Genomic DNA, 24,063 nt, shown 5'->3' with positions numbered 1-24,063 from the left:
GGGTGAACCTCGAACACAACTATGCGGTCAGCCTGCAGTGGACCGGCAACCGGGGCACCGGCACCAGCGACTACCGCGCCTACGGGCGCGACCACACCCTGTCGACCGACGGCAAGCATCCCATCGAGGGGTCTGCTGATCGCACCTTCCACGGTGATGCGGATCGGTGGAACCCCGAAGAGCTTCTCCTTGCGGCGCTCAGCCAGTGCCACATGCTGAGCTACCTGCATGTCGCCGCCAGTCGCGGCATCATCGTCACCGATTATGCGGATGCCGCAGTCGGCACCATGAGGCAGACCGCCGACGGCGGCGGGCATTTCACCTCCGTCACCCTGCGGCCCGTCGTCACCGTCGCAGACGAAGGCATGGTCGAGGCCGCCACGGATGCGCACCGCGAGGCGAGCGGCAAATGCTTCATCGCATCCTCCGTTAACTTTCCTGTCCTGCACGTTCCGCGCGTCGTCGTGGAAGAAGGATGAGCGCCGGCACGAAGACGCCCGTGCGCAGGGCGCTCGCCGTCGCTGCTGCGGTGCTCATGCTGGCGCCTGTGCTCGCGGCCTGCCAGACCCCGCCGGCGCCGGACCTCGACAGTGCTCCGGTCTGCGCGGCAGAGGGCGCGGCGTCGAAGCAGGTCACGGCGGAGTCCGAACTGTTCCAGCAGCCTCAGGTGGATTTTCCTGCTGGCCTGTCCGTCGGCACGACGGAGCGTTCGGTGCTCGTCGAGGGGGAGGGGCCGGAGGCGGAGGCCGGATCGCTCGTCACCGTCGACTATGTGGCCTACGACGCCCGCACTTCGGAGCAGCTCGAGGCGACCGCCTACGGGGCGGAGGGGATCGGCAACACGGTGTTCCGTCTCGCGGCAGGCGACGCCGTCCTCGGTCTGAGGCGGGCGCTCGTGTGCAGCACCGCAGGGTCTCGCGTCGCGGCTGTCGTTCCCGCCGCTGAGGCCTCGGCGCTGGTGGTCGACTCGCGGGGCATGGCCGATGACGACGCCATCGTCTTCGTGTTCGATGTCGTCGCCGTGGCATCCGACTACGCCGATGGCGCGGCCCAGCCCGTGCCAGAGGGTCTCCCGGCGGTCGATGACACCGACGGGCGGCCGGTGGTCACGATTCCCAGCTCCGAAGCACCGTCGACGCTCCAGATCGCGGCCGTGCGGCAGGGCGACGGGCTCACGGTGCGTGAGGGCGCTGATGTCGCCGTCAAGTTCGTGGGTCTGCTCTGGCGCAACGGCCTCCTCTTCGAGGAGAACTGGAGCAATCGCGCCCCTGAGATGCAGTCGAGTCTCGACTTCCTGCCCGGGTTCACTGCGGCGATCGTCGGCCAGGAGGTCGGCTCACGCATGCTCGTCGTGGTGCCCCCGGAGGACGGTTACGGGCCGGATGGCGACAGCAGCGGCTCGATCACGGGAACCGACACCCTCGTCTACGTGATCGACATCCTCGCCACGACATAGGCGCACCGCCGCCAACCCCACAGCAACGCCAAGCAGGAGGTTCACAGTGCGCCGCATCATCATCCTCGGATCGACCGGTTCCATCGGCACCCAGGCTCTCGACGTCGTCGCCGCCAATCCGGGGCGCTTCGAGGTGGTCGGCCTGTCGGCGGGCAGCAACCGCGAGCTCGTCGCGGAGCAGGCGGCGCGCTTCGGCGTCGCCGACACGGCTTTCGGCGCGGCCGACTCCGAGCGGCTCGTTCGCACCGTCGAGGCGGATGTCGTGCTGAACGGCATAACGGGTTCCGTCGGTCTCGGCCCGACACTCGCTGCGCTCGAGAGCGGCGCGACCCTCGCCCTCGCCAACAAGGAGAGCCTCATCGTCGGAGGCGAGCTCGTGACGGGTGCGGCGGCCCCCGGCCAGATCGTCCCCGTCGACTCGGAGCACTCGGCGATCGCGCAGGCGCTGCGCTCCGGCACAGCGGCGGAGGTGCGACGCCTCGTGCTGACAGCATCCGGAGGCCCGTTCCGTGGGCGCAGTCGTGACTCGCTCGCGGATGTCACACCGCAGGAGGCTCTCGCGCATCCGACCTGGGACATGGGCCTCGTCGTCACGACGAACTCATCGACGCTCGTCAACAAGGGGCTCGAGGTCATCGAGGCGCACCTGCTCTTCGGGGTGCCCTATGAGCGCATCGACGTGGCCGTGCATCCGCAGTCGATCGTGCACTCCATGGTCGAGTTCGTCGACGGCTCCACGATCGCGCAGGCCAGCCCGCCCGACATGCGCCTGCCCATCTCACTCGGGTTGGACTGGCCGAACAGGGTTCCGGGCGTCGGGGCGCCGCTCGACTGGACGACGGCGCAGCAGTGGACCTTCGAACCGCTCGACGGGGAGGCGTTCCCGGCGGTGGGCCTGGCCAAGCGGGTCGGCCTGGCCGGGTTGACGTATCCGGCCGCCTTCAACGCGGCCAATGAGCAGGCCGTCCTCGCCTTCCACGCGGGCGCCATCGGCTATCTCGACATCCTCGACGTGGTCACCCGTGTCGTCGACGAGCATGTGCCCGGCGAGCTTTCACTGGGGGGCGTGCTCGAGGCCGAGCGGGAGGCGAGGGCGACCGCGGATGCCCTCATCGCCTCGGCGGGATAGGCGCAGCCTGCTCCGAGCTTCGCGCCGGTAGTCTGTGGCAGTGGAATCCGTGCTGCTGTACATCCTGGGCATCCTGATCGTCGTCATCGGGCTTGCTGTGTCGATCGCACTGCACGAACTCGGCCACCTGCTGCCGGCGAAGCTGTTCGGTGTGCGTGTGGGCCAGTACATGATCGGTTTCGGCCCGACGCTGTGGTCGCGTAAGCGCGGCGAGACGGAGTACGGCGTCAAGGCGATCCCGCTGGGCGGCTACATCTCCATGTCGGGCATGTACCCGCCGGCGAAGGAGGGCGGCAAAGCCAGAGAGGCGAGCACCGGTTTCTTCCAGACGCTCGTGCAGGATGCCCGTGAGGTGAATGCGGGCACCGTCAAGACGGGCGAGGAGGAGCGAACCTTCTACCGGTTGCCGATCTGGAAGCGCATCATCGTCATGGCGGGCGGCCCCTTCATGAACCTGGTCATCGCGGTCGTGCTGTTCGCGGTCGTGCTGTGCGGTTTCGGCGTGCAGCAGGTGAGTACGACGATCGGCGCGGTGAGCGAATGCGTGCTGCCGGCGACGAGTGAACGTCAGGAGTGCGCTCCGACGGATGCGGAGGCGCCGGGCGCGCAGGCCGGAATCCTGCCGGGTGACCGGATCGTCAGCATCAACGGCACGCCGATCGACACCTGGGAGCAGGCGACAGGGTTCATCCGCGAGTCGCCGGGAACGGCGCTGGACTTCGTCGTCGAGCGCGACGGCGCACAGCTCGACCTGGTCGCGACGCCCCATCTGACCGAACGCTACGCCTACGGCGAGGACGGAACGGCGCTGACCGGCGCCGACGGCAAGCCTGTCACGGAGGAGGTCGGGATGCTGGGCATCACGGCCGCCTACGAGATGAAGCAGCAACCGGTGACGAGTGTGCTGCCGCACGTCGGAGAGAACATCGGCGCGGTCGTCGGCATCATCGTGAACCTGCCGCAGAGGCTTGTGGATGTCGCCACGGCGGCGTTCGGCCCGGGCGAGCGCGACCCGAACGGTCCGATCAGTGTCGTCGGCGTCGGCCGCATCGCGGGTGAGATCACGAGCATCGACACGATCCCCGCGCTCGAGCGTGCCAGCTATCTGGTGGGCCTCGTCGCATCCGTGAACGTGGCGCTTCTCGTGTTCAACCTGGTGCCGCTGATGCCACTCGATGGCGGGCACATCGCCGGCGCCCTGTGGGAGGGCCTGCGCCGTCGCCTCGCCAAGCTGTTCAAGCGGCCCGATCCGGGGCCTGTCGACACGGCGAAGCTGATCCCGTTGACGCTCACTGTCGTGGTGCTGCTCGGCGGCATGAGCGCGCTGCTCATCTACGCCGACATCGTCAAGCCGATCTCGATCCTGTAGGCCCGTCCCTGCTGGTCGAGGGGCACGGAGTGCCGTCTCGAGACCGGGTTGCTCGCGGGTGAGGTTTCGAGACGCTCGTTCCTCGCTCCTCAACCAGCAAGTTTCCCGCTGGTCGAGGGGCACGGAGTGCCGTCTCGAGACCGGCGCCCCCGCTACAGGCTCAGCAGCAGCGCGTCTCCCTGTCCGCCGCCGCCGCACAGTGCGACGGCTGCCCGGCCGCCGCCGCGCCGCGCGAGTTCGTGCGCGGCGTGTACGACGAGGCGTGCGCCGGATGCGCCGATGGGGTGGCCGAGGGCGATGGCGCCTCCGTGCACGTTGACCACGTCTGCTGAGACTCCGAGGTCGCGCGTCGACTGTACGGCGACGGCGGCGAAGGCTTCGTTGATCTCGATGAGGTCGAGGTCGGATGCGTTCCAGCCGACGCTGCCGAGCGCCGCGGCGATCGCTTTCGAGGGTTGGGAGTGCAGCGAGTTGTCGGGCCCTGCGGTCTGGCCTGATGCGCCGACGACGGCGAGCACGGTGAGCCCGTGCGCGTCGGCGTAGTCGCGGCTCGTGAGCACGACTGCTGCGGCCCCGTCGCTGAGTGGTGAGGAGTTGCCTGCCGTTATGGTGCCGTCGGTGACGAAGGCGGGGCGCAGCCGGCCGAGGGTTTCGACGGTGCTGTCGGGCCGTACGCCTTCGTCGCTGTCGATGGTGCTTGTCTCTCCTTTGCGTCCGGTCAGTTCGATGGGGGCGATCTCGTCGGCGAATCTGCCGTCGGCTGCGGCCTGGGCGGCGCGCTGGTGGGATGCGGCGGCCACGTCGTCCTGCTCTGCGCGGGTGATGCCGAATCTGTTGTTGTGGCGTTCGGTGGATTCGCCCATGGAGATCTTGTCGAAGCTGTCGACGAGGCCGTCGTTGGCGGCGACGTCGATGGCTTCGAAGCTGCCGTATTTCCAGCCGCGGCGTGAGCCGGGCAGGATGTGCGGCGCGTTGGTCATCGATTCCTGACCGCCGGCGACGACGACGGATGCTTCGCCGAGTCTGATGAGGCGGGCCGCGTCGATGATGGCGGCGAGCCCGGAGAGGCACACCTTGTTGATGGTGACGGCGGGAACGTCCCAGCCGATGCCGGCGGCGATGGAGGTCTGGCGGGCGGGGTTCTGGCCTGCTCCGGCCTGAAGCACTTGGCCGATGATGACGGCGTTGACGTCGTCGGGGGTGACTCCGGAGCGTTCGAGGGCGGCTTTCACTGCGGCGGTGCCGAGTTCGACGGCGCTGAGTGTGGCGAGTTGGCCGAGGATGCGTCCCTGCGGTGTGCGCGCTGCTGCGACGATGACGACTTCGGGCGTTGTTCCGGCCATGGCGGGGCTCCTTTGCCTGCTGCGTTCGGGGATGTGTTTGACAGTACCAAGGTGTCGTGTCTACTGTGTACTGAAACCTGAATCAACTGTCAGGTTACAACAGCGAATCCTCCTATGGCAGCAGGAAAGGCACGACCATGCACAAGAAGGTCCTCATCATCCCGGCGCTCCTCGCGACCGTCGGCCTCGCGCTCGCCGGCTGCGCGCCGAGCGATCCCGGAACGGGCGGCAATGGCAATGGCGGCGGCGACGCTGCGGCTCCCGTCGACATCGCCCTCGTCTACTCACAGACGGGCGCACTCGCCGCATACGGCGAGGCCTACATCAACGGCTTCGAGGCCGGCCTCGACTACGCCACGGACGGAACCGGCGCGGTCGACGGCCGCGAGCTGAACATCCAGCGCGCCGACGACGCCGGTGACGCCGACAAGGCCGTCACGGCGGTCAAGGATTTCATCGGCCAGGGCTTCAAGATCGTCGCGGGCACGGCATCCTCGGGCATTGCGCTCGCGGTCGCCGAGCAGGCGGCGCAGAACAAGATCCTCTACATCTCGGGCCCCGCAGCGGCTGACGCGATCACGGGCATCAACGACTACACGTTCCGCTCCGGCCGCCAGACCTACCAGGACATCGCGACCGCGGGCACCTTCCTCGACGATCCGAAGGGTCAGACGGTCGTCGTGTACGCGCAGGACAACGCCTTCGGCCAGGGCAACGCCGCCGGCGTCGCCGCAGTGCTCGGCGCCAAGGGGGCGAATGTCGTCAACATCCTGGTTCCTGAGGATGCGACCGAGTTCACCCCCTTCGCCCAGCAGATCGTGCAGGCGAGCCCCGATCTGGTCTTCGTGGCCTGGGCCGGAGCATCCTCGGCCGCCATGTGGCAGGCGATGGAGCAGCAGTCGGTCTTCGACGCGGCCCCCATCGTGACGGGTCTCGGCGATGTCGCGACCTACGGTGCCTATGGCGCGCAGAGCGGGCAGATCAAGTTCCTCAACCACTACTTCGCGGGTGCGACCGACAATGCCGAGAACAAGGCGATGATCTCGTATCTCGAGGCCAACGGACATGAGGCCGACCTCTTCTCGCCTGATGGCTTCAACGCCGCGCTCATGATCGTTCAGGCGGTCCGTGAGGGTGGCGGCGACAACGTCGACGACATGGTCGCCTCGCTCGAGGGCTGGTCGTTCAACGGCCCCAAGGGTGAGATGACGATCCGTGCGGAGGACCACGCGGTCATCCAGCCGATGTTCCAGGTGGCGCTCGTCGCCGATGGTGACAGCTGGAAGCCCGAGCTCATCGCCGTCGCCGACGCCGAGCTCGTCGCCCCGCCGATTGCCGAGTGATCTCGATTGCCGAGTGATCTCGACGGCTGAATTCGAACCGACGACAGGAATGTAGCGACAATGGCAGACCAGCCCGTGCTCACCGTCGAGCACCTCGGCCTCAGCATCGGGGGCGCGCGCATCATCGATGACGTGACGCTCTCGATCGCCCCCGGCGAGTTGCTCGGCGTGATCGGCCCCAATGGGGCGGGCAAGACGACCCTGTTCAATCTCGTCTCCGGCGTGCTCACCCCCACGGAGGGCACCGTCGTTCTCGAGGGCAGGGATGTGACCGCGATGCCGATCCATCGGCGTGCGCGGGCTGGTCTGGGCCGCACGTTCCAGACGTCGAGTCTCTTTCCGGCGCTGTCGGCGTTCGAGAATGTGCGGCTGGCGGCGCAGGTGGCGCTCGGTCATGAGGTGTCGTTGTTCCGCTTCCCGCGGGGCACGGATGATGCCAGCCGGGTCGCCAGGGATCGCCTCGACGAGGTGGGGCTCGCCCATCACCTCGACACTGAGGCCGGCCTGCTCTCGCACGGCGACAAGCGCAAGCTGGAGATCGCGATGCTGTTGGCGGGGGAGCCTCGCGTGATCCTGCTCGATGAGCCCATGGCGGGTGTCGGCTCGGCCGATGTTCCGGGCCTCATGGAGGTCATCCGTTCTGTGCACCGCTCCGGTCGCACCGTGCTGATGGTGGAGCATCACATGGATGTCGTGCTCGGCCTTGTCGACCGGGTCGCGGTCATGCATCACGGTCAGCTGCTCGCCTGCGACACGCCCGCCGCTGTCATGGCGAATCCGCTCGTGCAGAGCGCCTACCTGGGGGAGACGGTATGAACGCGATCCTGACCGTGCGCGGTCTTTCTGCGCGGATCGACGGCCAGCAGGTCGTGGAGGATGTCGGCTTCGATGTTCCTGCGACGGGTGTCACCGCTCTGCTGGGCCGCAACGGTGTCGGCAAGACGTCGACGATCCGCGGCATCCTGGGTCTCATCGAGCGCCAGGGGAAGGTGATCTTCGACGGCGTGCGGATCGATTCGGAGCGAACGCATCGCATCGTGCGTGGCGGGGTCGGTTATGTGCCGGAGGATCGGGAGGTCTTCTCGAAGCTCACTGTCGCCGAGAACCTGCGGCTTGCGGAGCGCCAGCCGAATCCGAACCGCGAGCTGGTGGAGCAGCTGTTCCCCGACCTCGTGCAGCGGGCGGGCCAGCAGGCTGGCACGCTCTCGGGTGGCCAGCAGCAGATGGTGTCGCTCGCGAGGGCGCTCCTCAACGACAACCGGCTGCTTCTTGTGGACGAGCCGACGAAGGGCCTCGCCCCCAAGATCGTGGGTGAGGTGGCGGAGGCGCTCGCGCTCGCCGCGAAGACGGTTCCGATCCTGTTGGTCGAGCAGAATCTGCAGGTCGTGCGCCGGCTGGCCGACACGGCCGTCGTGGTCGAGGGCGGCCGCACGGTGTGGGAGGGCGGCGCGGCCGAACTGCTCGACGATGACGAGCTGACGACGAGGCTCCTGGGGGTGCATGGGGCGGATGCTCCGCAGCAGCCGAGCGAGTCGACGAAGGGCGAGACGCTGTGAGTACGGTCATCCTGCTGCTGATCACGGGCCTCGGCCTGGGGGCGCTCTACTTTCTCGTCGCATCCGGCCTGTCGCTCATCTACGGGCTCATGGGCGTCCTGAACTTCGCGCACGGCTCCTTCCTCACGATCGGCGCGTTCGCCGGTTATGAGCTGAGTCGGATGCTCGGAGGCGACAGTTGGGTCACGCTCGTCGCCTCCCTCATACTGGGCGCCGCGGTCGGTGGGGTCGTTGCGGCCGCGACGGAGCTGCTGCTGATCAGGCCGCTCTACAACCGTCACATCGAGCAGGTGCTCGTGACGGTCGGGTTGTCGTTGGCCTCCGTCGCGCTGTTCGAGGGTGTCTGGGGTACCGACCCGCTCTACACGGCGGCGCCGGCCTGGCTCGACCAGACGACGGTCATCCTGGGCGCGAGCATCCCCAACGACCGTTTCATGCTCATCATCGCGGCGGCGCTCGTGCTTCTGGGCCTTGTGCTGTTCCTGCGCTTCACGCGCTACGGGCTCATCATCCGGGCCGGTGTGGAGAATCGTTCCATGGTGACGGCGCTCGGAATCGACGTCCGCAAGGCCTTCACGCTCGTCTTCGCGATCGGCGGCGCCGCGGCGGGGCTCGGCGGCGTGCTCGCCTCGCACTACTTCGGCTACGCGTCGCCGCATCTCGGTGGCACGCTGCTGATCTTCGCGTTCATCGTGACCGTCATCGGCGGTCTGGGGTCCCTCGCGGGCGCCGCCATCGCATCCGTCGTCGTGGCGGTTCTGCAGCAGTTCGCGAACTTCTATCTGGGCGGCACGGGCGACCTCGTCGTCGTGGTGCTGCTCGCGGTCGTGCTTCTGGTGAAGCCGTCGGGACTGTTGGGGGCACGCGCATGACGAACACGCAGGAGAAGGGCAGGGGCATGCGGGCGATCATGGGCAGCCGCTTCACACCGTGGATCGTGGGGGTGGTGCTCGTGGCGGTGTTCGCGGTGCTGCCGCTTCTGAACATCAGCATTCCGGGCCTGTTCCCCGGCCCGACGTACATGCCGGGCACGCTGCAGCTGCTCGCGCTGTGCCTGCTCTACGCGGCGCTCGCGCTCAGCTACCACCTCATCTTCGGGGTGGCGGGCCTGCTCTCCTTCGGGCATGCGCTCTGGTTCGCGGTCGGCGCCTATGGGCTCGGAATCGTGCTGCGCGACACCGATCTGCCGCTCGCCGTGGCGGTCGTGCTGACCCTCGCGGGCGGCATCGTGGCGGCCGCGGTGCTCGGCGCGATCAGCCTCAGGGTGACGGGAATCTCCTTCGCGATGGTGACGCTCGCGTTCGCCCAGGCCGGTTCGGTGCTCATCCGCCGCAACCCGCAGCTGACGGGCGGCGAGGAGGGGCTGTCGCTCGCGACGGAGAACGTTCCGGAGATGCTCGTCGGTGTGCTCAACACCCGCAACCTCTACTGGGTGGCGCTCGCGCTGCTCGTGCTCGTGTTCCTCGTCGTCGCCTGGTTCGAGCGTTCGCGGGCGGGCCATGTCGCCGCCGCCGTGCGCGAGAACGAGCTGCGGGTGCGGGTGCTCGGCACGAGGCCGTTCGTCGTCAAGCACCTCGCGCTCGTCGTCGGTTCGGCGCTCGCCGTTCTGGTCGGGATGCTCTACCTGCTGTTGCAGAGCGGCGCCACGCCGCGTGCCACCTCCGCCGATTTCACGCTCACGATCCTCGTGATCGTCGTGCTCGGCGGCGTCGGTTCGCGCTGGGGCGCCGTGGTCGGGGGCGTCGTGTACACGCTCCTCGACCAGCGACTCACCGCGTTGGCGAGCTCTGACGCCATCCAGGGGCTACCCGAGGTGCTGCGGATCCCGCTCTCGGAGCCGCTGTTCATTCTCGGCACCCTGTTTATCCTTGTCGTACTGTTCCTCCCGGGCGGCCTCGCCGGGCTCGCCCGAAGGGCAACGGCCCCGCGACGCCAGTCGCGGACCGCCGAGCGGGACGTCCTCGAGGAGACGGTATGACGAACACGATGGATGGGCTGCACACTCTGGGCCGCTGGACGAGCGATAGGGCCATCGCGACGCCCGCGAGGGTCGCCGTCGACGATCGCGGCGTCGTCGTCACCTATCGTGAACTCGATGAGCGCGCGGAGGCGCTCGCGGCACGGCTGCGGGCCGCCGGCTACGGCGTCGGCGATCGCATCGCGACGCTCACCGGCAACAGTGCCGACCAGGTCGTGCTGTTCTTCGCGTGCGCCAAGGCCGGGCTCGTGCTCGTGCCGCTGTCGTGGCGGCTGTCGCCGCGCGAACTCGCCGAGCAGCTGCAGCAGGCCGACCCTGCCGTTCTGCTCGTCGAGGAGGAGTTCCTCTCTCTCGGCGGCGAGGCATCCGCTCTTCTGGTCGAGCCGATCCCGTGGGGTGCGCTCGGAACCCGGGGCATCGAGTCGCGGGTTCCTGACCCCAAGCGCGCCCTCGACGAGCCGGCCGAGCACCGCGCCGTGCGTGACGACGACCCGATCCTCATAATCTTCACCTCCGGCACGGTCGGCCAGGCCAAGGGCGCCGTTCTCACGCACGCGAACTGTTTCTGGACCAACCTGGCGCTGTCTCGCACGGCCGAGATCCGTGCTGGCGACATCGTTCTCGCGGTCATGCCGCAGTACCACGTCGGTGGGTGGAACGTTCAGCCCCTCCTCGCGTGGTGGACGGGCGCGACCGTGGTTCTCGAGCGCACCTTCGACCCGGGGCGCGTTCTCAAGCTCGTCCAGGAGCGCCGCATCACGACGACGATGGGCGTGCCGGCGAACTATCTCTTCCTGGCCGAGCATCCCGCCTTCGAGCGCAGCGATCTGTCGAGCCTGCAGCACGCGATCGTCGGGGGAGCGCCCATGCCGGAGCCCCTCCTGCGAACGTGGCACGCCCGCGGCGTCGCCCTCACGCAGGGTTACGGGCTGACGGAGGCCTCGCCCAACGTCCTGTGTCTCCCCGACGAGGATGCGCGAACGCGCGTCGGCATGGCAGGCAAGCCGTATCCGCACGTCGAGGTCGCCCTCGCCGACCATGTCACGGGGGAGCGACTCGAGGGTGCGGCGACGGGTGAACTGCTCGTGCGCGGCCCGAGCGTCTTTCCCGGCTACTTCCGCGACCCGGCGTCTACCAGTGAGACACTCATCGACGGCTGGCTGCACACGGGTGACCTGGTGAGCCGCGACGCCGACGGCTACTACCGTGTCGTCGACCGCATCAAGGACATCTTCATCTCGGGCGGAGAGAGCGTCTCACCGGTCGAGATCGAGGGCGTGCTCTTCGGCCACCCTGCCGTTGCGGATGCCGCGGTCGCCGGGGTGCCCGACGAACGCTGGGGCGAGCGGGGGGTTGCGTGGGTCGTGACCCGTGCCGGCGTCTCGACAGACGAGCAGGACCTGATCGAGTGGTGTCGGGGACGGCTGGCGGGTTTCAAGGTGCCCCGGGCCATCCGTTTCGTCTCGGAGATTCCGCGCTCGTCGACAGCAAAGGTCATGCGCAGGGCTCTCGCGAAGCGCTGGACGAGCGAGTCGATGGCGACGCCCGCGGCACAGGAGGAGGCACGATGACCGGCACTGCGAACGAGACGAAGGGCGTCGACCGCACCCCGCGCACGGCGAGGGGCACCCGCACCCGCGAGAAGATCCTGCGGGCGGCCGAGAGCGTCTTCGCCCAGCTGGGCTACACCGAGGCCTCCATCGTGCGCATCACGGAGGAGGCGGGTGTCGGGCAGGGCACCTTCTACCTGTACTTCGAGAGCAAACTGCAGGTCTTCGAGGAGACCGTCGAAGACCTCAACCGTCGGGTGCGCCACGCGATGAGCACGGCAGCAGCGAAGGGCCGCAACCGTATCGAGGCCGAGCGCCTCGGCTTCGAAGGCTTCTTTGCGTTCACGGCCGAACATCCGGCGCTCTACCGCATCATCCGCGAGGCCGAATTCGTGTCTCCGCGGGCCCTCAAGCTGCACTACTCGCGCATCGTCGACGGCTACGTCGACGGCCTCACGAAGGCGAGGGATGCAGGGGAGATCGACACCGACCCCACCGTCGCCGCGTGGGCGCTCATGGGCATCGGCGAGATGCTCGGCATGCGCTGGGTGCTGTGGGGCGACCGCGCCGACTCGGGTGACGTCGGCCCCCTCGCGGGCGAGACCTCGCAGATGCCCACAGAGGTCCTCGACGAGATGATGCGCTTCATTCAACGCGGGCTCGGCTCGCGCGGTGCTGCGGCACCGGACGACAGGGAGGACCAGCCATGACGCAGGAGCTGCAGGGTCGCAGGGCGCTCGTCACGGGCGGAGCGAGCGGCATCGGCGAGGCGACCGCGAGGGCGCTCGCCGCCGCCGGCGCGCATGTCATCGTCGCCGATCTGAACGGTGACGCCGCAGAGGCGGTCGCATCGTCGATCGGCGGGGAGGCGTGGAGGGTCGATCTGAGCGACACCGTCGCCCTCGAGGACGTGTCGCTCGACGTCGACATCCTCGTCAACAATGCCGGCATCCAGCATGTGAGTCCGATCGAGGATTTTGATGTCGAGAGGTTCCGCTTCATTCAGAGGCTCATGCTCGAGGCGCCTTTTCTGCTGGTCAGGGCTGCCCTCCCGCACATGTACGCGGGCGGGTTCGGGCGCGTGATCAATCTCAGCAGCGTTCATGGCCTGCGGGCGAGCCCGTTCAAGGTGGCCTACGTCACGGCGAAGCACGGTCTGGAGGGGCTGTCGAAGGTGACGGCGCTCGAGGGCGGCCCGCACGGCGTCACGAGCAACTGCATCAATCCCGGCTATGTGCGCACCGCCCTCGTCGAGAAGCAGATCGCCGACCAGGCGCGCGTGCACGGTATCCCCGAGTCGGAGGTCGTCGAGAAGATCATGCTCACCGAGAGTGCGGTCAAGCGCATGGTCGAGCCCGAGGAGGTCGCCTCGCTCGTGCTCTGGCTTGCCGGCGACAGGGCCGGCATGGTCACGGGCGCCTCCTACACGATGGATGGCGGGTGGTCTGCGCGATGACAAGTGACTACCGCGTCGAACGCGTCCCCGTGCGCGGCGGCGAGATGACGGTCGGCGTCTGGGGGCCAGAGGACGGCCCCGCGATCCTCGCCGTCCATGGCATCACGGCGTCCCATGTGTCGTGGGCCCTCGTCGCCGAGGCTCTGCCCGATGTGCGCATCATCGCGCCCGATCTGAGGGGTCGCGGGCGCAGCAATTCCCTTCCGGGTCCCTGGGGCATGCCCTCCCATGCCGAGGACATGGCCGCGGTGCTCGATCATTTCGGGCTCGGCCGAGTGCCCGCCGTCGGCCACTCCATGGGCGGCTTCGTCGTCGCATCCCTCGCCCGCTTCTTCCCGGAACGCGTCTCGTCGCTCGTTCTCGTCGATGGGGGCCTGCCCATCCCGCTGCCGGAGGGCTTGGCGAGCGAGGACATCCCCGCCTTCCTCATCGGGCCCGCCGCCGAGCGGCTCTCGATGACCTTCGCGGCCGTCGACGACTATCGCGCGTTCTGGCACGAGCATCCGGCCTTCGCGGATGACTGGAACGACGCCATCCAGAACTATGTCGACTACGACCTCGACGGTGTCGCGCCGAAGCTGACCCCGTCGGGCGTCTACGAGGCGGTCGCGCAGGACTCCCTGCAGCTCAACGGCGACACGGGGTATGAGGACGCCCTCCTCGCGCTTCGCATTCCCATCAGCTTCGTCCACGCCGAGCGTGGCCTGCTGAACCAGGTGCCGCCGCTCTACCCGGGCTCCACTGTCATTGAATGGAACGAGCGCATACCGGGCCTCGATGTCATCGAGGCTGAGGGGGTCAACCACTATACGATCGTCCTGTCGAGGCGGGGCGCAGAGTTGGTCGCGGCACCGGTGCGTGCGGCGTTCGAAGGTGTGACCCCTGGCCCAGTCACGACGGGGTCACTGACGACAGAGGCGGAGAAGGCATGATCGACAAGGTTGTCGGATCGGCGGCGGATGCTGTCGCAGACATCGCGAGCGGCTCGTCGCTTGCTGTGGGCGGTTTTGGGCTGTCGGGTAACCCGATGGCGCTGATCGAGGCGCTTCACGAACTGGGTTCGGATGATCTGAAGGTTGTGAGCAACAACTGTGGCGTCGATGACTGGGGGCTGGGGCTGCTGTTGCAGTCGCGGCGCATCAGCCGGATGACGGCGTCGTATGTCGGCGAGAACAAGGAGTTCGAGCGGCAGTTCCTGTCGGGTGAGCTCGAGGTGCAGTTGACGCCTCAGGGCACGCTGGCCGAGAAGCTTCGGGCCGGCGGCGCGGGTGTCGCCGCGTTCTTCACCCCCACGGGGGTCGGCACCCAGATGGCCGATGGCGGCCTGCCGGTTCGCTATGACGGTTCTGGCGGCGTCGCGAAGGCATCCGAGCCCAAAGAGGTTCGCGAGTTCGAGTTCCGGGGTCGCGTCCGTGACTTCGTGCTCGAGGAGTCGATCACAACGGACTTCGCCCTCGTTCATGCGCTGCGCGGCGATCGGCACGGCAACCTCGTGTTCAACAAGGCGGCTCGTAACTTCAACCCGCTGGCGGCGATGGCAGCGAAGGTCACGATCGTGCAGGTCGAGGAGCTTGTCGAGCCGGGCCAGATCGACCCCGACGCGGTTCATCTGCCCGGCGTCTACGTCCATCGCATCTTCGAGGTCGGCACGGGCATCGAGAAGCGCATCGAGAAGCGAACCGTCAGTTCGACAGGCACAGGGGAGGCGAGGTAGCGATGGCCCTCACACGCAACGAGATGGCGGCCAGGGCGGCGCTCGAACTCGTCGACGGCTCATATGTCAATCTTGGAATAGGGCTCCCCACGCTGGTGCCGAACCATGTTCCGGATGATGTCACGGTCGTTCTGCAGTCGGAGAACGGCATCCTCGGCGTCGGCCCGTATCCGACGGAGCACGCGGTCGACCCCGATCTGATCAACGCGGGCAAGGAGACGGTGACGGTTCTGCCGGGGTCCTCCTATTTCGACTCTGCGCTGAGTTTCGGCATGATCCGCGGCGGCAAGATCGATGCCGCCATCCTGGGCGCCATGCAGGTGTCGGTCACGGGCGACCTCGCCAACTGGATGATCCCCGGCAAGATGGTGAAGGGGCCGGGCGGTGCCATGGACCTCGTGCACGGCGCGGGTCGCGTGATCATCCTCATGGAGCATGTGGCGAAGGATGGCAGCGCCAAGATCGTGAACGAGTGCTCGCTGCCGCTGACGGGCAAGAGGGTCGTGCACCGCATCATCACCGATCTGGCCGTCATCGATGTCACCGATGACGGGCTCGTGCTTCGCGAGCTCGCCCCCGGCATCACGGTCGATGAGGTGGTGGCGGCCACGGAGCCGCCCCTCACCATCGCCCTCGCAACGTAGGGCCGACCCGCTCGACCCACCGCAGACGCAAAGGAGCATCACGTGGTTGACACTCTGTTCGACGGCATCACGGCGCGCACCGTCCGCACCTCGCGCTTGGCGGCCAATGTGCTCGAGCGGGCTTCGGAGCATCCGCGGCGCACGGTCGTGTTCGTGCACGGCAATGTGTCGTCGTCGCTGTTCTGGCAGCCGACGATGCTCGCGCTGCCCGCAGACGTGCGCGCCGTCGCCGTGGATCTGCGCGGCTTCGGCGGCAGCGAGGCGCTTGCGGTCGACGCCCTGCGCGGGGTGCGTGACTTCTCTGATGATGTGGCGTCGGTCGTCGACGAGCTCGGCATCGGCGCTGCCGACTTCGTGGGCTGGAGCATGGGCGGTGGCGTCGTCATGCAGCTCATGCTCGACCGCGGCGAGCTGGTGCGTTCGGCGACTTTCGTCTCTCCTGTGTCGCCGTACGGCTACGGCGGCACGGTGGGCGCAGACGGGCGGATGCTCACGGCAGATGGCGCCGGAACGGGCGGCGGTGGCGCCAACCCCGAGGTGGTGGCAAGGATCGCGGCCGGCGACACCTCAGACGAGTCGCCGTTCTCGCCTCGCAACGTCTTCAGGAGCTCCTACGTCAAGAATGCCGTCGGCCTGCCGTATGAGGACGTGTGGGTGGAGTCGATGCTGAGCACCGTCACACGGGAGGGCAACTATCCGGGCGACTCTTCGGCGTCTGAATCGTGGCCCGGTTTCGCGCCGGGTGCCCGGGGCGTGCTGAACACGATGGCGCCCACCAACTTCAATGTCTCTGCGATCGTCGGGCTTGAGGCGAAGCCGCCCGTGCTGTGGATTCGCGGCGCCGACGATGTCATCGTGGGCGAGCCGTCGGGGCTCGACATCAATCACCTCGGCAGCCTCGGCTACATCCCCGGCTGGCCCGGCGAGCAGGTGGCCCCGGCGCAGCCGATGCTCAGTCAGACCCGCGCCGTCCTCGACCGCTATGCGGCGAACGGCGGCACCTATCGCGAGGTCGTGTTCGAGGAGTGCGGTCATTCGGCCCACCTCGAGCATCCCGAACGCTTCCTGGCTGAGCTCACCACCCAGCTCGGCTGAGGCTGGACGGTGCGGATGTCGCGCCGTTCTGACCGTGCGCCCAGCACCGCCGCGTAGAATCAACGCGTGGCTGCAATCAATCTCGGAATCCCCTCAACGCCCCCCATTCTGGCGCCCCGTCGTAAGACCCGGCAGATCAAGGTCGGCAAGGTCGGCGTCGGCAGTGACTCCCAGGTCAGCGTGCAGTCGATGACGACGACGCAGACAACCAATATCAATGCGACGCTTCAGCAGATCGCCGAGCTGACGGCATCCGGATGCGACATCGTGCGCGTCGCGGTTCCGCATCAGGACGACGCCGATGTGCTGCACATCATCGCGGCGAAGAGCCAGATTCCGGTCATCGCCGACATCCATTTTCAGCCGCGCTACGTGTTCTCGGCGATCGACGCCGGCGTCGGCGCTGTGCGTGTGAACCCGGGCAACATCAGAAAGTTCGACGACCAGGTCGGCAAGATCGCGGCTGCCGCCAAGGCTGCGGGTACGAGCATCCGCATCGGTGTGAATGCGGGCTCGCTCGAGCCGTCTCTTCTGCAGAAGTATGGCAAGGCCACCGCGGAGGCTCTCGTGGAGAGCGCGGTCTGGGAGGCGAGCCTCTTCGAGGAGCACGACTTCCACGATTTCAAGATCTCGGTCAAGCACAACGACCCCATCGTCATGGTGAAGGCGTACCGGCTGTTGGCGGAGCGCGGCGACTGGCCGCTGCATCTCGGCGTCACCGAGGCTGGCCCGGCGTTCCAGGGCACCATCAAGTCGGCGACGGCCTTCGGCATCCTCCTGTCGGAGGGCATCGGCGACACCATCCGCGTCTCCCTCTCGGCGCCGCCGGTCGAGGAGATCAAGGTGGGTCTGCAGATCCTGCAGTCGCTGAATCTGCGCGAACGCAAGCTCGAGATCGTCTCCTGCCCCAGCTGCGGACGCGCCCAGGTGGATGTCTACAAGCTGGCCGATGAGGTCACTGCGGGTCTCGAGGGCATGAGCGTTCCGCTGCGGGTTGCCGTCATGGGCTGCGTCGTCAACGGACCTGGCGAGGCCCGCGAGGCCGACCTGGGTGTCGCATCCGGCAATGGCAAGGGCCAGATCTTCGTCAAGGGCGAGGTCATCAAGACCGTGCCTGAGGCGGACATCGTCAAGACGCTCATCGAGGAGGCGAACCGTCTGGCCGCCGAGATGCCTGCGGGCGAGACGGGCACGCCGCAGGTCGTCACCGCCTGACGCTGACCGCCCACCGGCAGCGGTAAGTTGGTACCCGTGTCTACACGCCTCTCTCAGCTCTTTGTCCGCACGCTCCGCGATGACCCTTCCGATGCGGAGGTCACCAGCCACCGCCTTCTTGTGCGGGCCGGTTACATCCGACGTCAGGCCCCGGGTGTCTTCGCGTGGCTTCCGCTCGGGTTGAAGGTTCGCCGCAGGGTTGAGGCGGTCGTGCGTGACGAGATGGAGCGCGCTGGCGCCCAGGAGGTGCTGTTCCCCGCACTTCTGCCCCGCGAGCCCTACGAGACGACGGGCCGCTGGGAGGAGTACGGCGACAACCTGTTCAGGCTGCAGGATCGCAAGGGCAGCGACATGCTGCTCGCCCCCACGCATGAGGAGGTTTTCACGCTTCTCGTGAAGGACCTGTACTCGAGCTACAAGGATCTGCCGCTCACAATTTTTCAGATCCAGGACAAGTACCGTGATGAGGCGCGGCCGCGTGCCGGCCTTCTGCGCGGCCGCGAGTTCTCGATGAAGGATGCCTACTCCTTCGACCACACCGACGCGGGTCTGGATGCGAGCTATCAGGCGCAGCGTGACGCCTACGAGCGCATCTTCACGCGTCTTGGTCTCGAGTATGTGATCGTGAAGGCCGATGCCGGCGCCATGGGCGGCTCCCGCAGCGAGGAGTTCCTGCACCCGACGCCGGTCGGCGAGGACACGTTCGTGCGGTCGGCGGGTGGCTACGCCGCCAATGTGGAGGCGTTCACGGCGACGGCACCGGATGCCATTCCTTTCGACGGGCTTCCCGAGCCGGTTGTCTTCGACTCACCCGAGACCCCGACGATCGACACTCTCGTCGCTCTCGCCAACGACCGTCACGCCCGCGCCGACAGGCCGTGGGCTGCGGCCGACACGCTCAAGAACGTCGTGCTCGCCCTGAAGCATCTCGATGGAACGCGCGACATCGTGGTGGTCGGGCTGCCCGGCGACCGTGAGGTCGACATGAAGCGCGCCGAGGTCGCCTTCGCACCGGCGGAGGTCGAGCCCGCGACGGATGCCGATTTCGCCAAGAACCCGGGCCTCGTGAAGGGCTACATCGGGCCGTGGTCTGCGCAGGGCCCCGTGCTCGGCGAGGAGTCGGCCACGAGTATCCGCTATCTTCTCGACCCCCGCGTCGTCGACGGCAGTTCCTGGGTCACGGGCGCCAACGCCGACGAGAAGCATGTGCTCGGCCTTGTCGCCGGTCGCGACTTCTTCTCGGATGGCACCGCGGATATCGCCGAGGTTCGTGCCGGTGATCCTGCGCCCGACGGCTCAGGCCCGGTCGAGCTGGCAAGGGGCATGGAGCTGGGGCATGTGTTCCAGCTGGGCCGCAAGTATGCGGAGGCGCTCGGGCTCAAGGTTCTCGACGAGAACGGCAAGCTCGTCACCGTCACGATGGGGTCGTACGGCATCGGTGTGACCCGCGTCATGGCGGCGATCGCCGAGCTCGGCAACGACGAGCGCGGACTCATCTGGCCGCGCAGCGTTGCCCCGTTCGACGTCCACGTCGTGGCCGCCACGAAGGATGAGACCGTCTACGCTGTCGCCGATCGGCTGGTCGCAGATCTCGAGTCGACGGGCGCCGATGTGCTGTACGACGACCGCCTGAAGGTCTCGCCCGGTGTGAAGTTCGGTGACGCAGAGCTCATCGGTGTGCCGATCATCGTCATCGTCGGCAAGGGCGCGGCGGATGGCACGGTCGAGCTGTGGGATCGGCGCACGGGCGTGAAGACCCCTGTTGCGATCGACGGGCTCGTCGACGCCTACCGGGCGCTCGTCTGACCCGAACGTCGTGCTGTGCGCACGCATCACCCTCGCGACTCGGGTACCGTAGAGAGACCGTCGGTGCGAAGCGTGCACCGACCATAACCTGAATAGTGGAGGCCCTCGATGGACATTGATCTGGGAGTGCTGCGTCTCATGGAGCGCGAGCGCGAGATTCCGTTCGAGGAGCTTGTGCAGATCATCGAGCAGGCCATCCTCACGGCCTACATCAAGCACACGTCTCCCGGCGAGCAGCGTGCTGCGGATGCCGAGCCTGTCGAGGCGCGCGTGGAGTTGGATCGCAAGACCGGTCATGTCACCGTCTTCGTCCCCGAGCTCGACGAGGAGGGCAATGTCGTCGGCGAGGCTGTCGACAGCCCCAGCGACTTCGGGCGCATCGCAGCGTTTGCGGCGAAGCAGGTCATCAATCAGCGTCTGCGCGACATCGCCGACGATGCCGTGCTGGGCGAGTTCAAGGGGCGCGAGGGCGACATCGTCGCCGGCGTCATCCAGCAGGGCCCCAATCCGCGCATGATCCACGTCGACCTGGGCTCGATCGAGGCGATCCTGCCTCCTGAGGAGCAGGTTCCTGGTGAGGACTACGCGCATGGTTCGCGCATCCGCGTCTATGTGACGAGTGTCTCGAAGGGGCTGAAGGGGCCGCAGATCACGGTGTCTCGTACGCACCCGTCGCTCGTGCGCAAGCTCTTCGCCCTCGAGGTCCCCGAGATCGCGAGCGGCCTCGTCGAGATCGTCTCGCTGGCCCGTGAGGCCGGCCACCGCACGAAGATCGCCGTGCGCGCCAATGAGCCGGGCATCAACGCGAAGGGTGCCTGCATCGGTGAGCTGGGGCAGCGCGTGCGCGCGGTCACCTCTGAGCTGAACAACGAGAAGATCGACATCGTCGACTTCTCCTCTGACCTGTCGACGTTCGTGGCGAACGCGCTGTCGCCGGCGAAGGTGAGTTCCGCGTTCGTCATCGATGAGGCGACGAAGTCGGTGCGCGCGCTTGTGCCCGACTACCAGCTCTCGCTCGCGATCGGCAAGGAGGGGCAGAACGCCCGCCTCGCCGCGAAGCTGACGGGCGCACGCATCGACATCCAGCCGGACAGCATCCTCGAAGAGTGACCGGATGTCGATGCGTGCGCAGCACGGACGGACGCGCCAGCGTTCGGCCGGCTGGACGTGGCAGGCAGCATCCAGCCGGACAGCATCCTCGAAGAGTGACCGGATGCTCCTATTTTCTGGGCGGTCGCCCGACAGGGGGCGTGTAAGATGGATCCAGTAAGAACGTGCCTCGGCTGTCGAAGGCGTGCCCCCGCATCCTCCCTTGTGAGGTTTGTCGGGCGCGACGGCAGAGTGGTTCCGGATGCTTCCGGTGCCATGACAGGGCGAGGCGCCTGGGTGCATCCCACAGTCGAATGCGTCGAGAGTTCTCTCAGGCGTCGGGCCTTCGGCCGGGCGCTCAGGGAGAACGGCGTGCTCGATACCTCTGGGCTGCAGCAGTATGTTCTCTCACTCAACCAGTCGGTGTCTCCAGATGAGGCGCCCCGATGAAATGGCTGAACGAAACAGTGACAAAAAATGCGTGACAACTAATGAGCGGCTCGAAATGAGACCCGTCCGTAAGTAATGGCCTGCTCCTGTGAGGGTGGGCCCCAGACAGGAGAATTGTGGCTAAACCACGCGTGCACGAGATCGCAGCAGAGCTCGGCATTGAAAGCAAGCAGGCCCTCGAGAAGCTCAAGGAATTGGGCGAATTCGTCAAGGGCCCGTCTTCCAGCATCGAACCGCCGGTGGCGCGTAAGCTTCGCGCTGCCTTCGAGGCGGAGGGCATCAAGCCCGCACCCAAGGAGGAGCCGAAGGCGGCGGCGAAGCCTGCCGCCGAGAAGCCTGCGGCGCCCAAGCCTGCGGCCGAGACCCCCGCTCCTGCGCCTGCGGCCGCTGAGGCGCCCGCTGCGCCTGCGGTGGAGAAGCCGGCTGAGCCCGCCGCACCGGCAGCCCCGGCTGCCCCTGCAGCGGAGGGTGACGCCCCGCGTCCCGGAGCGGCTCGCCCCGGCAACAACCCCTATGCGAGCACCCAGGGAATGCAGCGTCCCGGCGCCCCGCGCCCGGGAACCCCGCGTCCCGGCAACAACCCCTACGCCAGTGGCCAGGGGATGGGCACGCGCCCCACACCCAGCAACATCCCGCGTCCTGCGGCACCGCGTCCCGGTGCCCCGCGCCCGGGTGCTCCGCGTCCCGGCGGCCCCGGTCGTCCGGCAGGCGCTGGCGGGTTCCGTCCCGGCGGAGCCGGCGGGCCGGGTCGTCCGGCAGGTGCTGGCGGGTTCCGTCCCGGTGGCGCCCCCGCGGGTGCCCCGGGTTCCAACTTCGGGCCCAACAGGCCTGCGGGTGGCGGCGGTCGCGGTCGTGGCCCCGGCGGAGGAACTGCAGGAGCGTTCGGTCGCGGTGGCGGCAAGAGCAAGGCGCGCAAGTCGAAGCGCACGAAGCGGGCAGAGTTCGAACTGCGCGAAGCCCCCTCGCTGGGCGGCGTCAGCGTACCCCGCGGAGACGGTTCCACCGTCGTCCGTCTGCGTCGCGGAGCATCCATCACCGACTTCGCCGACAAGATCGATGCGAGCCCCGGCAACCTGGTGACCGTGCTGTTCCACCTCGGTGAGATGGCAACGGCGACCGAGTCGCTCGACGAAGCCACCTTCGAGGTGCTCGGCGACGAACTCGGCTACAAGATCCAGATCGTGTCGCCCGAAGATGAAGACCGCGAGCTGCTCGAGGGCTTCGACATCGACCTCGATCAGGAGCTCGAAGACGAAGACGACTCCGACCTGGCTGCACGCCCGCCCGTCGTCACCGTCATGGGTCACGTCGACCACGGTAAGACCAAGCTGCTCGACGCCATCCGCAACACGAGCGTCGGCGCGGGCGAAGCCGGCGGCATCACCCAGCACATCGGTGCCTACCAGGTCATGGCGGAGCACGAGGGCAAAGAGCGTCGCATCACCTTCATCGACACCCCGGGCCATGAGGCGTTCACCGCCATGCGTGCCCGCGGTGCGCAGGTCACCGACATCGCGATCCTCGTTGTCGCGGCCGACGACGGCATCATGCCGCAGACGGTCGAGGCGCTCAACCACGCCCAGTCGGCGAACGTGCCGATCGTGGTCGCGGTCAACAAGGTCGACAAGGAGGGCGCCAACCCGGCGAAGGTGCGCCAGCAGCTCACCGAGTTCGGCCTCGTCGCAGAGGAGTACGGCGGCGACACCATGTTCGTCGACGTCTCGGCCCTGCAACGCATGGGCATCGACCAGCTGCTCGACGCGGTCCTGCTCACGGCAGACGCCGGCCTCGACCTGCGGGCGAACCCGAACAAGGATGCCCGTGGTGTCGCCATCGAGGCGAAGCTCGACAAGGGCCGTGGTGCGGTTGCGACCGTGCTCATCCAGTCGGGAACGCTGAAGGTCGGAGACCCGATCGTCGCAGGCACCGCCTACGGCCGTGTGCGCGCCATGTTCGACGAGAACGGCGACACCGTCGAGGCGGCCACACCGGCACGCCCCGTCGCAGTGCTCGGACTCACCTCCGTGCCCCGCGCCGGCGACACGTTCCTCGTCACCGACGATGACCGCACCGCCCGCCAGATCGCCGAGAAGCGCGAAGCCGTCGAGCGTAACGCGACGCTGGCTCGCAGCCGCAAGCGCATCAGCCTCGAGGACTTCACGAAGGCCCTCGAAGACGGCAAGGTCGAATCGCTCAACCTCATCATCAAGGGTGACGTGTCGGGTGCCGTCGAGGCGCTCGAGGAATCGCTCATGGACATCGAGGTCGACGACTCCGTGCAGCTGCGGATCATCCACCGCGGCGTCGGTGCCGTCACCGAGAGCGACGTCAACCTGGCGACGATCGACAACGCGATCATCATCGGGTTCAACGTTCGCCCCGACCCGAAGGCCCGCGAGCGTGCGGCGCGCGAAGGCGTCGACGTGCGGTTCTACTCGGTCATCTACAACGCCCTCGAAGACGTCGAGAGCTCGCTCAAGGGCATGCTCAAGCCGGAATACGAAGAGGTCCAGTCGGGTGTCGCCGAGATCCGCGAGATCTTCCGCTCCTCGAAGTTCGGCAACATCGCCGGTGTCATCGTGCGGTCGGGAACGATCACGCGCAACGCCAAGGCGCGCGTCATCCGCGAAGGCGTCGTCGTCGGCGACAACCTCGCCATCGAATCGCTGCGTCGCTTCAAGGATGACGTCACCGAGGTCAAGACGGACTTCGAAGCCGGAATCGGCCTCGGCAAGTTCAACGACATCCAGCTCGGCGACGAGATCGAGACGATCGAAATGAAGGAGAAGCCCCGGGGTTGATCGGGGTTCGGCGGATGATGTCCTCCGGCACGGCACAAGGGGCCCCTACCCCGACTTGCCTTAGCCGGA

The 24,063-nt window shown here is 67.6% G+C and carries 22 protein-coding genes; 21 read left to right on the top strand and 1 reads right to left on the bottom strand.

All coding sequences use genetic code 11. The features are described 5' to 3' along the window. Window positions 1–2 precede the first annotated feature (2 nt). From FB562_RS07765 to FB562_RS07750, 4 genes are read left to right on the top strand one after another with little or no spacing between them, the layout of a single operon-like run. Window positions 3–479, top strand: a complete 477-nt coding sequence (locus FB562_RS07765) for an OsmC family protein (RefSeq protein ID WP_141880581.1) — start codon at window positions 3–5, stop codon at window positions 477–479. Next, the gene (locus FB562_RS07760) at window positions 476–1,456 is read left to right on the top strand and encodes an FKBP-type peptidyl-prolyl cis-trans isomerase (RefSeq protein WP_141880580.1); all 981 of its coding nucleotides are present in this window, start codon (window positions 476–478) and stop codon (window positions 1,454–1,456) included. Before FB562_RS07765 ends, FB562_RS07760 begins: the two co-directional genes overlap by 4 nt. A gap of 46 nt (window positions 1,457–1,502) precedes the next feature. After that, entirely contained in the window at window positions 1,503–2,585 is a 1,083-nt protein-coding gene (locus FB562_RS07755; protein WP_141880579.1) for a 1-deoxy-D-xylulose-5-phosphate reductoisomerase, read from the top strand. A gap of 40 nt (window positions 2,586–2,625) precedes the next feature. Then, window positions 2,626–3,954, top strand: coding sequence for a M50 family metallopeptidase (locus FB562_RS07750; RefSeq protein ID WP_141880578.1), 1,329 nt, complete (start codon window positions 2,626–2,628; stop codon window positions 3,952–3,954). Window positions 3,955–4,106: 152 nt separating this feature from the next. Here FB562_RS07750 and FB562_RS07745 read toward each other — a convergent pair whose 3' ends face one another. Further along, a complete protein-coding gene (locus tag FB562_RS07745) occupies window positions 4,107–5,297 on the bottom strand; it encodes an acetyl-CoA C-acetyltransferase (protein ID WP_141880577.1) in 1,191 nt (396 codons plus the stop codon). A 137-nt stretch (window positions 5,298–5,434) separates the two neighbouring features. Between FB562_RS07745 and FB562_RS07740 the strand changes: the two genes are divergently transcribed. The 17 genes from FB562_RS07740 (at window position 5,435) to infB (ending at window position 23,994) form a co-directional block, all read left to right on the top strand. After that, window positions 5,435–6,640, top strand: a complete 1,206-nt coding sequence (locus FB562_RS07740; protein WP_141880576.1) for a substrate-binding domain-containing protein — start codon at window positions 5,435–5,437, stop codon at window positions 6,638–6,640. 60 nt (window positions 6,641–6,700) lie between these two features. Then, entirely contained in the window at window positions 6,701–7,456 is a 756-nt protein-coding gene (locus tag FB562_RS07735) for an ABC transporter ATP-binding protein (RefSeq protein ID WP_141880575.1), read from the top strand. Next, the gene (locus FB562_RS07730; protein WP_141880574.1) at window positions 7,453–8,196 is read left to right on the top strand and encodes an ABC transporter ATP-binding protein; all 744 of its coding nucleotides are present in this window, start codon (window positions 7,453–7,455) and stop codon (window positions 8,194–8,196) included. Before FB562_RS07735 ends, FB562_RS07730 begins: the two co-directional genes overlap by 4 nt. Next, a complete protein-coding gene (locus FB562_RS07725) occupies window positions 8,193–9,068 on the top strand; it encodes a branched-chain amino acid ABC transporter permease (protein ID WP_141880573.1) in 876 nt (291 codons plus the stop codon). Before FB562_RS07730 ends, FB562_RS07725 begins: the two co-directional genes overlap by 4 nt. After that, window positions 9,065–10,174: a branched-chain amino acid ABC transporter permease gene (locus FB562_RS07720; RefSeq protein WP_425459819.1), complete on the top strand. Its 1,110-nt coding sequence runs from the start codon at window positions 9,065–9,067 to the stop codon at window positions 10,172–10,174. The genes FB562_RS07725 and FB562_RS07720 overlap by 4 nt, the downstream gene beginning before the upstream one ends. Further along, entirely contained in the window at window positions 10,171–11,745 is a 1,575-nt protein-coding gene (locus FB562_RS07715) for a class I adenylate-forming enzyme family protein (RefSeq protein WP_141880572.1), read from the top strand. The genes FB562_RS07720 and FB562_RS07715 overlap by 4 nt, the downstream gene beginning before the upstream one ends. Further along, window positions 11,742–12,434 (top strand): TetR/AcrR family transcriptional regulator, encoded by a 693-nt coding sequence (locus FB562_RS07710; protein WP_141880571.1) that lies wholly within the window; start codon window positions 11,742–11,744, stop codon window positions 12,432–12,434. Before FB562_RS07715 ends, FB562_RS07710 begins: the two co-directional genes overlap by 4 nt. After that, on the top strand, window positions 12,431–13,180 hold the full coding sequence (locus tag FB562_RS07705; RefSeq protein ID WP_141880570.1) for a 3-hydroxybutyrate dehydrogenase: 750 nt from the start codon (window positions 12,431–12,433) through the stop codon (window positions 13,178–13,180). The genes FB562_RS07710 and FB562_RS07705 overlap by 4 nt, the downstream gene beginning before the upstream one ends. Beyond that, complete coding sequence (locus tag FB562_RS07700; RefSeq protein WP_141880569.1) at window positions 13,177–14,112, top strand: alpha/beta fold hydrolase; 936 nt, start codon at window positions 13,177–13,179, stop codon at window positions 14,110–14,112. The genes FB562_RS07705 and FB562_RS07700 overlap by 4 nt, the downstream gene beginning before the upstream one ends. Beyond that, a complete protein-coding gene (locus FB562_RS07695; protein WP_141880568.1) occupies window positions 14,109–14,894 on the top strand; it encodes a CoA transferase subunit A in 786 nt (261 codons plus the stop codon). Before FB562_RS07700 ends, FB562_RS07695 begins: the two co-directional genes overlap by 4 nt. 2 nt (window positions 14,895–14,896) lie before the next feature. Next, the gene (locus tag FB562_RS07690; RefSeq protein ID WP_141880567.1) at window positions 14,897–15,538 is read left to right on the top strand and encodes a CoA transferase subunit B; all 642 of its coding nucleotides are present in this window, start codon (window positions 14,897–14,899) and stop codon (window positions 15,536–15,538) included. A gap of 42 nt (window positions 15,539–15,580) precedes the next feature. Continuing rightward, a complete protein-coding gene (locus tag FB562_RS07685) occupies window positions 15,581–16,633 on the top strand; it encodes an alpha/beta fold hydrolase (protein ID WP_141880566.1) in 1,053 nt (350 codons plus the stop codon). A gap of 66 nt (window positions 16,634–16,699) precedes the next feature. Continuing rightward, window positions 16,700–17,848: a flavodoxin-dependent (E)-4-hydroxy-3-methylbut-2-enyl-diphosphate synthase gene (gene ispG, locus FB562_RS07680; protein WP_141880565.1), complete on the top strand. Its 1,149-nt coding sequence runs from the start codon at window positions 16,700–16,702 to the stop codon at window positions 17,846–17,848. Window positions 17,849–17,884: 36 nt separating this feature from the next. Continuing rightward, complete coding sequence (locus FB562_RS07675; RefSeq protein WP_141880564.1) at window positions 17,885–19,654, top strand: proline--tRNA ligase; 1,770 nt, start codon at window positions 17,885–17,887, stop codon at window positions 19,652–19,654. A 108-nt stretch (window positions 19,655–19,762) separates the two neighbouring features. Then, window positions 19,763–20,764, top strand: coding sequence for a transcription termination factor NusA (nusA, locus tag FB562_RS07670; protein ID WP_141880563.1), 1,002 nt, complete (start codon window positions 19,763–19,765; stop codon window positions 20,762–20,764). 147 nt (window positions 20,765–20,911) lie between these two features. Beyond that, window positions 20,912–21,193, top strand: coding sequence for a YlxR family protein (locus FB562_RS07665; protein ID WP_141880562.1), 282 nt, complete (start codon window positions 20,912–20,914; stop codon window positions 21,191–21,193). Window positions 21,194–21,309: 116 nt separating this feature from the next. After that, the gene (infB, locus tag FB562_RS07660) at window positions 21,310–23,994 is read left to right on the top strand and encodes a translation initiation factor IF-2 (protein WP_141880561.1); all 2,685 of its coding nucleotides are present in this window, start codon (window positions 21,310–21,312) and stop codon (window positions 23,992–23,994) included. Window positions 23,995–24,063: the final 69 nt, after the last annotated feature.

Source organism: Homoserinimonas aerilata (genome assembly GCF_006716125.1).
Lineage (GTDB): Bacteria > Actinomycetota > Actinomycetes > Actinomycetales > Microbacteriaceae > Homoserinimonas > Homoserinimonas aerilata.
This window is presented reverse-complemented; position numbering and strand designations above follow the sequence as displayed.

Coding starts and splice junctions, on each gene's coding strand:
- FB562_RS07760 (WP_141880580.1), top strand. CDS start 476: ATGAGCGCCGGCACGAAGACGCCCGTGCGCAGGGCGCTCGCCGTCGCT.
- FB562_RS07745 (WP_141880577.1), bottom strand. CDS start 5,297: ATGGCCGGAACAACGCCCGAAGTCGTCATCGTCGCAGCAGCGCGCACA.
- FB562_RS07740 (WP_141880576.1), top strand. CDS start 5,435: ATGCACAAGAAGGTCCTCATCATCCCGGCGCTCCTCGCGACCGTCGGC.
- FB562_RS07735 (WP_141880575.1), top strand. CDS start 6,701: ATGGCAGACCAGCCCGTGCTCACCGTCGAGCACCTCGGCCTCAGCATC.
- FB562_RS07730 (WP_141880574.1), top strand. CDS start 7,453: ATGAACGCGATCCTGACCGTGCGCGGTCTTTCTGCGCGGATCGACGGC.
- FB562_RS07720 (WP_425459819.1), top strand. CDS start 9,065: ATGACGAACACGCAGGAGAAGGGCAGGGGCATGCGGGCGATCATGGGC.
- FB562_RS07715 (WP_141880572.1), top strand. CDS start 10,171: ATGACGAACACGATGGATGGGCTGCACACTCTGGGCCGCTGGACGAGC.
- FB562_RS07710 (WP_141880571.1), top strand. CDS start 11,742: ATGACCGGCACTGCGAACGAGACGAAGGGCGTCGACCGCACCCCGCGC.
- FB562_RS07705 (WP_141880570.1), top strand. CDS start 12,431: ATGACGCAGGAGCTGCAGGGTCGCAGGGCGCTCGTCACGGGCGGAGCG.
- FB562_RS07700 (WP_141880569.1), top strand. CDS start 13,177: ATGACAAGTGACTACCGCGTCGAACGCGTCCCCGTGCGCGGCGGCGAG.
- FB562_RS07695 (WP_141880568.1), top strand. CDS start 14,109: ATGATCGACAAGGTTGTCGGATCGGCGGCGGATGCTGTCGCAGACATC.
- FB562_RS07690 (WP_141880567.1), top strand. CDS start 14,897: ATGGCCCTCACACGCAACGAGATGGCGGCCAGGGCGGCGCTCGAACTC.
- nusA (WP_141880563.1), top strand. CDS start 19,763: ATGGACATTGATCTGGGAGTGCTGCGTCTCATGGAGCGCGAGCGCGAG.
- FB562_RS07665 (WP_141880562.1), top strand. CDS start 20,912: ATGGATCCAGTAAGAACGTGCCTCGGCTGTCGAAGGCGTGCCCCCGCA.